11 protein-coding genes and 2 pseudogenes are annotated in these 13,938 nt (G+C 70.0%); 6 read left to right on the top strand and 7 right to left on the bottom strand.

The window, feature by feature from the left end:
* Positions 1-230 precede the first annotated feature (230 nt).
* The 3 genes and pseudogenes from RV986_RS29890 to RV986_RS29880 form a co-directional block, all read right to left on the bottom strand.
* Positions 231-743, bottom strand: a pseudogene (locus RV986_RS29890) (TniQ family protein); the annotation flags it as partial.
* A complete protein-coding gene (locus RV986_RS29885) occupies positions 740-1,654 on the bottom strand; it encodes a TniB family NTP-binding protein (protein ID WP_475920355.1) in 915 nt (304 codons plus the stop codon). The gene RV986_RS29885 and the pseudogene RV986_RS29890, both read right to left, overlap by 4 nt.
* A complete protein-coding gene (locus RV986_RS29880) occupies positions 1,651-3,318 on the bottom strand; it encodes a Mu transposase C-terminal domain-containing protein (RefSeq protein WP_475920354.1) in 1,668 nt (555 codons plus the stop codon). Before RV986_RS29880 ends, RV986_RS29885 begins: the two co-directional genes overlap by 4 nt.
* A 174-nt stretch (positions 3,319-3,492) precedes the next feature.
* On the opposite strand from RV986_RS29880, the gene RV986_RS29875 reads away from it, so the two are divergent.
* Entirely contained in the window at positions 3,493-4,158 is a 666-nt protein-coding gene (locus RV986_RS29875; RefSeq protein WP_475920353.1) for a recombinase family protein, read from the top strand.
* 242 nt (positions 4,159-4,400) lie between these two features.
* Here RV986_RS29875 and RV986_RS29870 read toward each other — a convergent pair whose 3' ends face one another.
* Entirely contained in the window at positions 4,401-4,793 is a 393-nt protein-coding gene (locus RV986_RS29870; RefSeq protein ID WP_475920352.1) for a hypothetical protein, read from the bottom strand.
* A gap of 197 nt (positions 4,794-4,990) precedes the next feature.
* On the opposite strand from RV986_RS29870, the gene RV986_RS29865 reads away from it, so the two are divergent.
* From RV986_RS29865 to RV986_RS29855, 3 genes are all read left to right on the top strand, one after another.
* Positions 4,991-5,500, top strand: coding sequence for a SigE family RNA polymerase sigma factor (locus tag RV986_RS29865; RefSeq protein WP_475920351.1), 510 nt, complete (start codon positions 4,991-4,993; stop codon positions 5,498-5,500).
* A gap of 8 nt (positions 5,501-5,508) precedes the next feature.
* Complete coding sequence (locus RV986_RS29860; RefSeq protein WP_475920350.1) at positions 5,509-5,823, top strand: hypothetical protein; 315 nt, start codon at positions 5,509-5,511, stop codon at positions 5,821-5,823.
* 128 nt (positions 5,824-5,951) lie between these two features.
* The gene (locus RV986_RS29855; RefSeq protein WP_475920349.1) at positions 5,952-6,326 is read left to right on the top strand and encodes a hypothetical protein; all 375 of its coding nucleotides are present in this window, start codon (positions 5,952-5,954) and stop codon (positions 6,324-6,326) included.
* Between the two features lie 305 nt (positions 6,327-6,631).
* Here RV986_RS29855 and RV986_RS29850 read toward each other — a convergent pair.
* The 3 genes and pseudogenes from RV986_RS29850 to RV986_RS29840 form a co-directional block, all read right to left on the bottom strand.
* Positions 6,632-7,315: pseudogene (locus tag RV986_RS29850) on the bottom strand (Tn3 family transposase); the annotation flags it as partial.
* 134 nt (positions 7,316-7,449) lie between these two features.
* Positions 7,450-8,025: a hypothetical protein gene (locus tag RV986_RS29845; protein WP_475920348.1), complete on the bottom strand. Its 576-nt coding sequence runs from the start codon at positions 8,023-8,025 to the stop codon at positions 7,450-7,452.
* A gap of 134 nt (positions 8,026-8,159) precedes the next feature.
* Positions 8,160-10,745, bottom strand: a complete 2,586-nt coding sequence (locus RV986_RS29840) for a bifunctional FO biosynthesis protein CofGH (RefSeq protein ID WP_475920347.1) — start codon at positions 10,743-10,745, stop codon at positions 8,160-8,162.
* A gap of 240 nt (positions 10,746-10,985) precedes the next feature.
* Between RV986_RS29840 and RV986_RS29835 the strand changes: the two genes are divergently transcribed.
* Both RV986_RS29835 and RV986_RS29830 read left to right on the top strand, forming a co-directional pair.
* Positions 10,986-12,554, top strand: coding sequence for a CehA/McbA family metallohydrolase (locus RV986_RS29835; protein ID WP_475920346.1), 1,569 nt, complete (start codon positions 10,986-10,988; stop codon positions 12,552-12,554).
* Between the two features lie 522 nt (positions 12,555-13,076).
* A complete protein-coding gene (locus tag RV986_RS29830) occupies positions 13,077-13,928 on the top strand; it encodes a helix-turn-helix domain-containing protein (RefSeq protein WP_475920345.1) in 852 nt (283 codons plus the stop codon).
* Positions 13,929-13,938: the final 10 nt, after the last annotated feature.

The following is a 13,938-nucleotide window of genomic DNA, read 5'->3' as shown; positions in this document are numbered from 1 at the left end:
GCGCCTTGGCTGCTCGCGGCGAGGCTGACCTCGTCCAGGAGGGAGCGCAGGAGGCGGAACCACACCCCGGCGTGCACGTTCCTGCCGGGCAGGGCGACTCTGCCGGTGGTCAGTGCCTGGTGGGTGTAGTGGTCCAGGGCGGCACGGGGCGGCTCCAGCGGCTCCCGGTGCGTTTCCCGGCCCAGGATCAGCGCGGCCCTCACCTCGGAGATGTCCAGGAGGCGGCAGTCGTGCTCGACGCAGCTGGTCATCAGTGCCAGCCGCCACATCAGGGACATGCTTCGGTCCGGGTCGGCGACACAGACCGGACAGGCTCGCAGAGCGCCGGGGTGGGGAAGAAGCCACGGCCCCGCCCATCCCGGCTTGAAGCGCAGCGCGTGTTGCGTCGCGGCCTTGCGCGCGAAGAGAACGGAGTTGTCCCTCACGTAGGCGTCGAAGACCGACTGCGCGTCCTGGACACTCACGGGGAGCACGTCGAAGAGCCAGGGAACCCAGCCGGTCATAGTCATCGACCGAAGTCGGCTGAGGTCCACGCCGGTCTTCTCGGCGAGCGACACGAGTACCGCCGTCGGCGGGTTGAAGTCGAGATCAACCGGCAGGGCCAAGTCGACAAGGCCGAGGTTGTGCCGCAGCAGGTCGTGCACCGGCATCTCGTACAGCTCCGCGAGCCGCCCCAGCCACGACGACAGCGTTTGCAGCGGGCCGGGCTGCGGGTGCAGCGGCCAGCGCCGGACCGCGCTCACGTCAGCTCGCGCTCGAAGAGACGGCGCCGTTCGGTCGGGCCGGCGTACGGCGCGAGCAACAGGGTGCGCTGGTTGATGGCTTCCTCGCCGGACTCGATCGCCGCGACAGCGGCATCGGTGAGCAGGTGGGCCAACTCGCCGATCGTGCCCTCGCTGCGGGTGAGCAGGTAGCCGGCCATCTCGGCGGTGGCGATCGGCGAGGGTCTGCGCAGCGGGAACGAGGCGGCGAAACTCGCCAGCAGCGAGCAGGCTTCGACATCGGCTTCCCAGCGCCCCAGCGTCAGCGGCGCGAACCGGTTCTCCAACTGGTCGTCCGCACGAATGGCCAGGTAGGCGTCCCGAGTGCCGACGCCGACCAGCGGGATGCGCAGCTCATTGCCCAGATACCGCAGCAGGTTCAAGAACTCCCGGCGCTTGTCGCCGCTGCCGCCGAGGACGTTGTGCAACTCGTCGATCACCAGCACCCGCACCTCAGCCGCCCGCAGCAGCCGCAGTACCGCCTGTTCCAGGTCGGCCACCCGGTAGCGGGCACGCAGCGGCGCGCCGAGCGCGGCCAGCAACGCCGTGTAGAAGCGGATCACCGACGGCTCGGACGGCATCTGCACCACCAGGACCGGGATCTCCTCGCGGTCCGGATACGACACCGGCGGATGGCCGCGACGGAACTTCTCCACGATCATCGACTTGCCGTTGTTGGTCGGCCCGATCAGCAACAGATTCGGCATCCGCTGCTTGGACGGCCACGACAGCAGCGTCTCCAGCCGCCCAAGAGCCTCGGTGGCGCGCGGGTAGCCGATCCACCGGTCCGCCCGGACGTAGCGCAGCCGCTCCGCATCCGGCAGCCGCGCGATCTGCTGCGCGGCCGGGCGCAGATGCGACAGGTCCACCGCAGTGTCCTCGTCCTCGTTCACCACTGCTCGATCACCTCGAACGGCCTGGCCACAGCCTTGCTTTCCTGGCCCACGTCGGAGGTGGGCGCCTTCGGAGGCGTCACCGTCGGCTGCGGCCGGGCGGGTGCCTCGGTGCGACGCTGTCGGTCGCGGCGGGCCTTGCGGGTCGTGGTCGCGGCGGTTTCGGTGATCTCCCGCATCTGCGCCACCATGGCGAACAGGGCATTCTCGCCGACCTCCGCGCGGCCCAGCTCGCGCAGCCGCCGGGCGGCGGCCTTCTGCTCCCACGCGCTGATCGGCGGCCGCGACAGCGTCCGATAGGGGACCTCCACATACGCGGTGCCGTCCGGGTCCAGGACCCAGATCCGGCTGATGTCACGCGGATCCCGGCGCAGCACGAACCGGCCCCACCGCTCGCGGCGGGCGATCCACGGTTTGAGCGCGTCGCTGTAGTACTGCACGCGGTCGATCACGAACCCCGACCGCGACAGGGTCCTGCGGATCACCGGCAGGAAGTCCACGAGGAAGGCGGTCTCGTTGGTCACCGTCACCAGCGGCCCCGACGCGGCGGCCTTCTCGGACCAGACCCCGGCCGGAGGGCGGCCCAGTGTCTCGTGGACCTGGCCGTGATAGCCGGCCACCGCCAGCGCCAGCCAGCCCTGCAACTCCCTTACGGTCAGCACGGCCTTGTCGTCGCTGTCGTAGGTGCCGCGCTCGGCGACGGACGAGAACGTGGTGCCCGGCAGTTCGTGCACGAGCTGCATCATCGTGCCGATCAGCCGCTCGACGATCCCGCCGAAGTGGGGCTGGCCGGGCGGCCGGTAACGCAGCTTGATGCCGTGCTGGTCGCAGCCGCGGCGCAGGGCCTCGCTCTTGAACTCGGCCGCGTTGTCCAGGTACAGCTCGCGCGGCTTGCCGCTCATCGGCCATACCGCCTCCACGCCCAGCCGCTCCAGCCACGGCCGCTTATCCATCGCCGTGTGGGCCAGACACAGCCCGACCGAGGTCGCCGACGGCGCCTCCAGCGTCACCACCAGGCCCACCACGCACCGGCTTGCCACGTCGATCGCCGCCGTCAGATAAGGACGGCCGATCGGCAGCCGGTACCGCTCGTCGACCACGATCACATCCACCGGCGTGTGGTCGACCTGAACCTGCTCCAGCAGCCCGGTGACCGCCGGCGGTACACCCCCGGCCGACCGGAGAGGACGAACCGCCTCTCTTCCTTCGCGCCCCGAGACCGAAGTCACCGGGTCCAGCCGCTCGATCCGCCGCTGTACCGAGCCCCGCGAAGGAGTCCGCAGGCCGCGAGCCCGGCATTGACGCGTGACCTCCTTGTAGACCGCCGCCACCGAGCGGCGCTGCCGCGTCAAGTACCAGGTCCGTAGCGCTTCCTGGACGATCGTCTCGACCTCACCAGACAAACGCCCGCCGCCGCGGCCTCCGCTGGAACGGTCAGGCAGCAGGTCCGACACCACTCCCTCACCAGCGCGCCACCGTCCAAGCAGGACGTACACCTGGCGCCGGGAGACCCGCAGCCGCTCGGCGGCCTCATCCGCCTCCGCCAGCCCCACTGTGTCCTTCGCCGCGAGCGACCCGATCACCTCGGCCTGTCGCACCGCGGTCTCCCACATCTGGGTCGGCGCGGTCAGCACCCCGCGCTCGGCCACCGGTCCCTCTGCCATCCGGAAGCCTCCGTCACGCACACGACTACGGACAACTCGACCGTAACGCAGGCGAGTTCGGCCCGTCCGGCGCGTTCGCAGTTCCCTGCACTCGACAGGGAATCACCAGCTCACCCGTGCACGCGACTTCGGAAACTGACACCGGGGTCGGTGTGGACCGAGCTGCCCCGGCCGATGAGCGCTGGCACCAAGCCGGTCGGGCACGTCCGCCTCGGCTACGCACGGGCCTCGACCGCCCGGCAGTCCCTCGACGCGCAGCTCGACTCCCTCGGCGAAGCCGGGGTGACCCGGGTCTTCTCGGAGAAGATCTCCACCCGCGCCACCCGGCGCCCCGAACTGGAGGCCGCCGTGAAGCTCGCCGGGGAGATCCGGTCCTCCGGCGTCGCCGTGACCCTCGTCGTCCACGAGCACAAGCGGCTCGGCCGCGGCATCGAACTCGCCATGCTTGCCGAGGAACTGAAGGCGAGCGACGTCGGCCTGGAGTTCCTCACCGGTGAACTGAAGGGCTCGCACGACCCCTCCGGCATCGTGTTCACCGTGCTCGCGGCCATGTCCGGCATGGAGCGCGAGTACATCCGCGACCGCACCCTTGAAGGCCACGAGTCCGCCCGCAAGCGCGGCAAGACCATCGGCGGCGCGGGCGTCACCGACGAGGACATGCTGTCCATGGCCCTCCACCTGCGCGACCAAGAGATGAGCCTGCGCGACATCGCCAAGCGGCTCGTCATCACCACCGGCACGAAGAAGGGCCAACACCCCTCACCCGCCACCGTCATGCGGATGCTGCGGGAACACGACGAACAGGCTGCCGCGGCGGCGAGCGCGTGCCCCCCGGGCTAGTTTGCGGCTGGTGTCTGAGCTAGGGGTCCAGCCAAGGTAAAGCCAAAGGCCGCAACGGGGATGTCAGAGAGGGATCGTTCCCGGGACACGCCCACAGGGGCGCCCGATCTTCATCCAGGGCACGTTGCTACCCCTCCGAGGGGCGATGAGGTCCACGGCGGGTCGAGCGGAGCAGCACGCCTCCCGCACCGGGCAGAGGCCCGAGGCTCTCGGGGAGGCGTGCGTACTCCTCGGGGTGGGGATCAGCCCACCGAGTTCGCCTGCTCGTCCGCGCTCAGCGACGAGAGGGGTTCGGCGACAGACTTGGCCGGAACCGGGTTGGCGTGGGTGGCCGCAACCGGGTCCGCCTGAGTCGCCGGAACCGGGTTGGCGTGGGTGGCCGCAACCGGGTCCGCCTGAGTCGCCGGAACCGGGTTGGCGTGGGTGGCCGCAACCGGGTCCGCCTGAGTCGCCGGAACCGGGTTGGCGTGGGTGGCCGCAACCGGGTCCGCCTGAGTGGCGGGAACCGGGTTGGCGTGAGTGGCCGGGGTCGCGGCGTTGGCGACGCTGACCATCCCCGCGGCGGCCAGAACGGTTCCGGCGGCCAGGCTGAACATGGCGCGGCGGTTTTGCGAGAACTTGCGGTGCTTCGACAAGAGTGTGCCTCTTTCTCGGATCGCCGGGCTCCCATCTGTGCGTGGGAGCCCTTTCGGGAGAGAGGTACGGAGGCGGGTGGCAGTCAGGTTGCACGGTGCGGCGGGAAAATTCTCCTGCCCGCACCGTGCAACCCCAGAGGGCCACTCCACGTATGTATGACAGGTGGAGTGGTGCACAAGGGAGAGGCCGGCAAAGGGTGAGGGACACGGCCCGGGAACGCGAGTTCCGGGAATTTGCCGAGGCGCGGCAGGCGCAGCTCCGACGCAGCGCCTACCTGCTCTGCGGTGACTGGCACCAGGCACAGGACCTGACCCAGACGGCTCTGATGAAGTTGTACGCGGCCTGGGGACGGGTCAACCGGGACGGCAACGCGGATGCCTACGCTCGCACCATCCTCACCCGCACCTTCATCGACCAGTGGCGCAAGAGAGGCTGGCGTGAGGAGCCGGTGAGCGAGCCACCCGATCTTCCCTCGGGCGTGTCCGGCGCACCGGAGTTGCGATTGATGATGCAAGAAGCCCTGATGGAGCTGGCGCCCCGCTACCGAGCCGTGTTGGTCCTGCGATTCTGGGAGGACTGGACCGTTGAGCAGACCGCGCACGCACTGCGGGTGAGTCCGGGAACGGTGAAGAGCCAAAGCGCCCGCGGGCTCGCCCGGCTACGCGAGATCGTCGAAGGCCTTGACATTGAAGAGACCAGGAGGTGAAACCGGCCATGGATGAGCACAAGAACGACGCTCTGCACGCCGCCTTCCAGGCAGTCCTCAGCGCCGAGCCGGAGCCCGCGCTACCCAGCGTTACCGACGCGGCCGTCGCCGGCGGCCTCCGGATCCGCCGCCGACGAGCTGCGCTCGCCACAGCCGGCGCACTGATCATCGTGGCGTCCATGGCCGCCGTGGCCGTCAACCTGTCCTGGCTGGGCGGCGAACGGGCTCCGGTGCCCCTGGCCCCCGCCAGCACCGCCCACCCGACACCGCACACACCCGAACCCGCTCGCACGGCAGCAGAGCCCCTTCCCTCCGGAGACTGACAGTCGCCGGGGCCGCCCCGGCATCACGCTGTGGAGTCCCGGGTAGATCCACACGGCCTCCGAGTTCCACTTCCGTACGCGAGTGGGACCTGTACCAGTTGACCGCCACAGCCTCAAGATCATCTCCGTTGCGGCTTTTGGCCTCACCTTGGCTGGACGCCTACCTGGACGCCCTACAGCACACGCACCACCCTGACTATCGCCTGCTCGACATGCCGGAAAATGAGGCGGAGACCGCGATCACCGGGCGACGCCGGTCGATCTTCTTCGCGTTCCAGAGTTTCCTCATCGCGGCCGAGATCCTCACCGTGCGACAACGTCATCCCGAGATCTGCCCCGGCGTAGGCATACACGGGGCCACTCCCGAGATCTTGGCCACCGCGAAGAGGACGTACGACCGTTGCATGACACATCCGAACCTCGACGCTCTCGCAACACCTCGACTCAAGGCCCTTCTCAGCGACGCTCGCGCCCGCATGCAGGAGATCGAACAGAGCATGTAGTCGAAGACCGAGCTCTGTTCACTCGTGCCGCCAACTTCACGTCAATCGGGTAGGGAACGATCTTCGAGAGCGCGGGAAACAATCTTCAGGGCCTCCTGTCGCCGCACGTCAGCCCCAGTCGTGAACACCCCACCGCAACCCTCTCTGTCAGCCTTGGAATGCATGGTGCACGTCTCCAGAGAGTTCGAGGAAGCCGCTGCACGGCTCGTCCGCGCAGGCCGACCGCCACGCTAGGGTGTTCGCGGTCGGCCCCGGCGCCGCCCTCCCCCCCGTGGGCCGGCGCCGAGGCAGGCTGCTGCCTGGGGTTATTCCTCGGAGGCGTTCGGGTCCCGCAGCGCCCGCAGGGCCCCGTCGCCGTGGCTGCGGACGATCGGATAACGGCCGTGGAAGTTGATGTGCTCGTGGACCAGCGGGGACAGCCGGGAACGGATCTCCGGAGAGATGGTCAGCCCGCCGGCCTCGAGTTCCTTGACGGCGGCGTCCATGTAGAGGGTGTTCCACCACACGACCGAGTTCATGGCCATACCCAGTGCTCCGAGCTGATCCTCCATCCCGTCCCGGTATCCGTGCCGGAGTTCACCGAGGCGTCCGAAGAAGATCCGGCGTCCGAGTGCGTGGCGGCCCTCGCCGATGTTGAGCTGGACTCCGATCATGCGCCGGTATGCCTCGGAGTCGATGAATTGCAGCAGGTGGAGGGTTTTGAAGATGCGCCCGTAGTGGGCGAACGCGTCGCCGAGGCCGGTCATACGGTCGCCGGAGGTCATCATCCGCAGCAGGTCGTACGCTCGCACCTTCCCGGTCTGCAGGGACCCGGCGACGCGCAGCATGTCCTCCCAGTTCTGCCGGATCCGCTCCACCTGGACCCGCTGACGGGACACGGGTTGCAGCGGCCCGTAGTCCCTGGCCAGGTCGAAGCGCCACAGCCGGGCGTCGGAGATATCGGCGATCCGCGGGGAGAACTGGTAGCCGCAGATCGCGAACAGTCCGAAGACAAGGTGGCCCTCCCCTGTGAACCTGAAGCCCGTGGATCACACGAGCCGCTGGAGGTTAACAGGGGCAACTGACAACGCCGTAGGGAGTTTTGGGCCGGAAACGAGGAGCGCTCTCGAAGTGCTCTTCGCCGCTACTTCACCACGGAGACGGCCGTGCCCTTGCTGCCGAACTCCCAGACGGCGTCCCCGTCCGCGCTGTGCATACGGATCCCGCCGGTCTGGACGCCCGCCGCGGGCTGGGGCGAGGAGCCGTCCTGGGCGTTGGAGAAGGCGATGTTGATGCCGGACGCGACGGCGAAGTAGACGATGTTCTCGACCTTCGTGCCGTCCGTACCGGTGGTGGAGGCGAGGGTGGACGACACCGCGTACCGGCCCGGCGCCGGGCTCACCGTGCCCGGCCACACCGCGAAGCTGCGCCGTACGGTCTCGCCCGTGTCGACCAGCCACACCCGCCGCTGGGCGAGCGAGTAGACGATCCGCCGTCCCGTGCCCGAGCCGTCGGGTACGGCGGCTGGCGCGGACTTCTTGGGCGAGGCGGAGGGCCGCGGGCTCGCCGACGCGGACGGCTTCGCCCCGGCGGCGGAGGCGGCGGTCGGCCGCGTGCCCTGGTCGGCCTGCGCGGCGAGGGCGCTGACGCCCACGATCGCCGCCGCGGTCAGTCCGGTGACCCAGACCCAGGAGGGAAGCCGTCGGGCAGCCACGGGCACGCAACTCCTCAGTTACCGATCCCCTCCGGCGAGGGCCCCTCCGGCGAGGGTCGGATCATCGTACTGTGAGCGCGAGCCCGGCGTTCCTCACTCCGGCCTCACTCCCCCACCGGTCCTCACTCCAATACCCGTCCTCACTCCAACACCGGGAGCAGCGCCGGCAGATGGCCGTCCGAGACGGCCGCCGTCCGCTGCCGCTCCTCGGAGACCTCCCCGTACAGGGTCGTCCGCGGCTTGGCCGGACGCCCCGCCGCCTCCGCGACGGCGACGAGGTCCTTGACGGACTTGTACGAGCCGTACGAGGAGCCCGCCATCCGGGAGATGGTCTCCTCCATCAGCGTGCCGCCGAGGTCGTTGGCGCCGGAGCGGAGCATCTCCGCGGCGCCCTCCGTCCCCAGCTTCACCCAGCTGGTCTGGATGTTGGGGATGTGCGGGTGGAGCAGGAGGCGGGCCATGGCCACCACCGCGCGGTTGTCGCGGGTGGTCGGGCCGGGGCGGGAGATGCCCGCGAGGTACACGGGCGCGTTCGTGTGGATGAACGGGAGCGTCACGAACTCGGTGAAGCCGCCGGTCTGCTGCTGGATGCGGGAGAGCGTGCGGAAGTGGCCGAGCCAGTGCCGGGGCTGGTCCACGTGCCCGTACATCATCGTGGACGAGGAGCGGATGCCGAGTTCGTGCGCGGTCGTGACGACGTCGATCCAGGTGGCGGTGGGCAGCTTGCCCTTCGTCAGGACCCAGCGGACCTCGTCGTCGAGGATCTCGGCGGCGGTCCCGGGGATGGTGTCGAGGCCCGCCTCCTTCGCGGCGGTCAGCCACTCGCGGACGGACATCCCCGTGCGCGTCGCGCCGTTGACGACCTCCATCGGGGAGAAGGCGTGTACGTGCATGCCGGGGACGCGTTCCTTCACCGCCTTCGCGATGTCGAAGTAGGCGGTACCCGGAAGGTCCGGGTGGATGCCGCCCTGCATGCAGACCTCGACGGCTCCGAGCTCCCAGGCCTGCTGGGCGCGGTCGGCCACCTGGTCCAGCGACAGCGTGTACGCGTCGGCGTCCGTGCGGCGCTGGGCGAAGGCGCAGAAGCGGCAGCCGGTGTAGCAGACGTTGGTGAAGTTGATGTTCCGGGTGACGATGTACGTGACGTCGTCGCCGACCGCGGACCTGCGCACGTCGTCCGCGATCCGGCAGAGGGCGTCGAGCGCCGGGCCGTCCGCGTGCAGCAGCGCGAGCGCCTCGTCGTCGGTGAGCCTCGTCGGGTCGTCGGCGGCGGTCGCGAGGGCCGCCCGTACGTCGGTGTCGATGCGGGAGGGCACCATTCCGGGCGCCGCAGCCTCGCGCAGTGCCTCCCAGTCGCCGTACACGAGGTCGAAGTCGTCCCGGCGGTCGCCGGTGCGCCCCTCGGTGTCGATGGTGTGGTGCAGATCGGTGCGCCCCGACGCCGTGAAGGCCTCTTCCGGCTCCTGCCAGGGGTGCCCCTCGACGACGGCGTCCTCGCGGGCGAGCCCCGTCTCCGGGTCGGCCAGCGCCCGTACGTGCGGCAGCAGCCGCGGATCCAGCCAGGGCTCCCCGCGCCGCACGAACTCGGGGTACACGCACAGCCGCTCGCGCAGTGCGAAACCGGCGGCGCGGGACTGCTCGGCCAGCTGCTCGATCTGCGGCCAGGGCCGCTCGGGGTTGACGTGGTCGATGGTGAGCGGCGAGACCCCGCCCCAGTCGTCGATCCCCGCGCCGATCAGCCGCCCGTACTCGGAGTCGACGAGGTTGGGCGGGGCCTGGAGGCAGGCCGCCGGGCCCATGATGTGCCGGGCGACGGCCACCGTGGCGACCAGCTCGTCGAGTTCGGCGTCCGGCATCCCGCGCATCGCCGTGTCCGGCTTGGCGCGGAAGTTCTGGATGATCAGTTCCTGGATGCCGTGGTACGCCCGTGCCACGCGGCGCAGCGCGAACAGCGACTCGGCGCGCTCCTGGTACGTCTCCCCGATCCCGATCAGCAGCCCGCTGGTGAAGGGGACGGACGACCGGCCCGCGTCCTCCAGGACCCTGAGCCGTACGGCGGGTTCCTTGTCCGGAGATCCGTGGTGCGGACCGCCGGGCTCGCTCCACAGCCTCGTCGCCGTCGTCTCCAGCATCATGCCCATGCTCGGCGCGACGGGCTTGAGCCGCTGGAAGTCGGTCCAGGACATCACCCCGGGGTTGAGGTGCGGCAGCAGCCCCGTCTCCTCCAGGATCCGGATGGAGATGGCGCGGACGTACGCGATCGTGTCGTCGTAACCGTGCGCATCCAGCCATTCCCGGGCCTCGGGCCAGCGGTCCTCGGGCTTGTCGCCGAGGGTGATGAGGGCTTCCTTGCAGCCGAGTTCCGCACCGCGCCGGGCGATGTCGAGGACCTCGTCCGGCGACATGAACATCCCGTGCCCGGCGCGGCGCAGCTTGCCCGGCACGGTCACGAAGGTGCAGTAGTGGCATTTGTCCCGGCACAGCCGGGTCAGCGGGATGAAGACGCTCTTGGAGTAGGTGATGACGCCGGACCGGCCGGCCGCCTCCAGGCCCGCGTCCCGCACCCGCGCGGCGGACGCGGCGAGGTCGTCGAGGGCCTCGCCGCGCGCCTGGAGCAGCACCGCCGCCTCGGTCACGTCGAGGGCGACGCCGTCCCGGGCGCGTTTGAGGGCGCGACGCATGGAGTTCTCGGTCGGGCCGGATCCGGAGGTCGCGGAAGTCGTCATCCTTCGAGCATACGGTCGCGGTGATCAGGCACTACAGGGCGCGGGCGTATTCCGCCGGGACGGCGGATCGTTACAGGTTGCCACCGGCACCCCGCGCGGGTCGGGACCCGGCAGGCGCGCCGCCTCCCCGAAAGCTGTCGATTTCCTTCCCTTGCCCCGCAGTTCACAGCCGACTACCAGGGTGGTACGTGCCAACGTGCACCACCCATGTCACTCTCACGACACCCTGGGGGCAGCAGCATGTGCGAGGACGAACACGGCATCGAGAGTTTCGACGGCATCGGCAGACGCGCGCTGTTCGTGACGGGAGCGGCGGCGGCGCTTACGTTGGGAAGCGTGACCTTCGCGAGCGGCGCCGACGCGGCCGACGGTTCCGGAGCACCGGCGGGCGGTACCGAGACCCGGACGGTGAGCGGCACCCTGCCCACGGGGTCGCCGGACTTCGTGTACCTCCCGGTGGAGGTTCCGCGCGGAGTGCGGGAGATCCACGTCGCGTACACCTACGAGAAGCCGTCCGTCCCGGCCGGCACCGCGGGCAACGCGCTCGACATCGGTCTCTTCGACGAGCGTGGCACGGCACTGGGCGGCAAGGGCTTCCGCGGCTGGTCGGGCGGCGCGCGTACGGAGTTCTTCGTCCGCGCGGACGACGCGACGCCCGGCTACATCCCCGGCCGGATCCGCCCCGGCACCTGGTACATCGCGCTCGGCCCCTACACGGTGGCGCCGCAGGGCCTGCCGTACACCGTCACCATCACGCTGACGTACGGGGAGCAGGACGCCACTCCGGCCCCCACGTATCCGCCGTCCCGCGCGAAGGGCCGGGGCCGTGCGTGGTACCGCGGCGACTGCCACCTGCACTCCTGGTACTCGGACGGCCGCCGCACCCCCGCGGAGATCGCCGCGCTGGCGCGCGCCGCGGGCCTGGACTTCATCAACACCTCGGACCACAACACGCACGGCTCGCACCCCCACTGGGCGGACCAGGCGGGCCCCCATCCCGACGGCGAACTGCTGATCCTGCTGGGCGAGGAGATCACGACCCGCAACGGTCACGTGGTGGCCCTCGGCACGGACCCGGGCACGTTCGTCGACTGGCGCTACCGTGCCCGCGACAACCGTTTCGGGCGTTTCGCCCGCCAGATCCGGCGCGCGGGCGGCCTCGTCGTCCCCGCCCATCCGCACGCGACCTGCATCGGCTGCGGCTGGAAGTTCGGCTTCGGGGAGGCGGACGCGGTGGAGGTGTGGAACGGCCCGTACACGCCGGACGACGAGGTGACCCTGGCCGACTGGGACAACACCCTGGTCGCCGCCGTCCGCTCGGGCGACCCCGACCGCTCCTGGCTCCCGGCGATGGGCAACAGCGACGCCCACCGCGACCCCGACGCGGTCGGCACCCCCCAGACGGTCGTCCTCGCCGACGACCTGAGCCGCGAGGCCATCCAGGAGGGCCTGCGCGCGGGCCGGTCCTATGTGGCGGAGTCGAAGCTGGTGTCGCTGTCCTTCACCGCCACGGGTCCGAAGGGCGAGCACGCGGGCATCGGCGGCCGCCTGCGGGTGGCCCCCGACACCCCGGTCACCGTCCACCTGGAAGCCACCGGCGCCCCCCGCTGCACGGTCCGCCTCGTCACCGACCAGGGCGTCCTTTTCACCAGCGCCCCCTTGCCGGTCTCGGGTTCCGGCACGGTGGAGTGGAGCACGACGGCGCAGTACGCGGCGTACGTACGGGCGGAGCTGCGCCATGAGACGGCGGCGGGGCCGGTACCGGGGGCGTTGGCGGCGTTCACCAATCCGATTTTTCTGGGGGCGTAGCCGGGCGGACGCCGGGGGTACCGGGGTGTCGGCTTCTCCGTAGCCGGGCGGGACTCTCGGGTCGGTGTCCCAGACGGCGACCGTCAGCCGGTCCGGTTCCGCCGAGAGGAGGCGGAGGGCGTACGGGCCCCGGGTGTGTAGATGGGCGTTGGTGAGCAGTTCGGAGGCCAGGAGTTCGGCGGTGGGGGTGAGGGTGGTGAGGTCGTGGGCGGCGAGGACGGTTCGGAGGGTGGCGCGGGCGATACCGGGGGCGCGGGGATCGTGCGGGAGTTGGAGGGTGTAGGCCCAGTGCGGCGATACGGTGGCCATCGGAAGTCTCCGATCACGGGAGGGGGTTGAACTCTTCGTTTCCGGTGCCCAGTGACCTGACCGCTCCGTCGAGCGGGGTGCTTCTGGGTGGGGCGCCTGAGATACACAGTAGGGGTAATCGCAAAGCAGCTTTGCGGAAACCCATGAGATTCCGTGCGGAATCCCTCGCGTGGGTGACGACCACGAACAGAGCTTTGTTTCAGGAGGAGTTGCATGGCGGACAGGCCAGCGCCGACGGCCCGTCGCATCCGCGTCGCCACCGAGCTGCGCAAGCTCCGGGAGCGAGCGGGCATGACGTCAACTGAGGCCGCACGCCAACTCGGCAGTGGTTCCGGGCAGCTCAGCAACGTCGAAACGGCCCGGTTCGGGGTCAGCGCCGACCGCATTCGCGCCATGGCCTGCACCTACGACTGTTCCGACCAGGCCTTCATCGACGCCCTGATCAACCTGGCGGGCGACAAGACGCGTGGCTGGTGGGAGCAGTACCGCGGGATCCTGCCTGCCGGTCTGCTCGATCTGGCCGAACTGGAACATCACGCCATCGCCCTGCGCACCGCGTTCACCGCGCATGTACCCGGGTTGCTCCAGACCAACGATCACGCCCGGGAGATCTTCCGTCACGTCATCCCCGCGCCCACCCCGCCCGAGGTCGAACACCGGGTCTCGTACCGGATCAAACGGCAGGACGTCCTCTACCGAGTGGACCCGGTCCCGTACCGGACCGTGATCCACGAGGCGGCCCTGCGAATGAAGATCGGTGGTCCTGAAGTGGCTCGCGCCCAGCTTGAGCATCTGCTCGACATGAGCGACCAGGACCACATCACCATCCGGGTACTCCCCTTCGACGTCGGCGCCTTCCCCGGCTCGGGCCAGTCGATCAACTACGCGTACGGGCCTGTACACCAGCTCGACACCGTGCAACTGGACCAGTTCCACGGACCGGTGCTCCTCGACGCCGAAGCCCATCTGGACAAGTACCGGCGGCTGCTCGACATCGTGGAGACCGTCGCCCTGCCCCCGACGAAGTCACGGGACTTCATCCACGCCATCGCCCAACAACTCTGAAGGGACCCCG

The sequence above is a fragment of the Streptomyces sp. RLA012 genome (assembly GCF_056270325.1).
The sequence above is the reverse complement of the archived record's forward strand: the minus strand, read 5'-3'. Positions and strand labels throughout refer to the sequence as shown.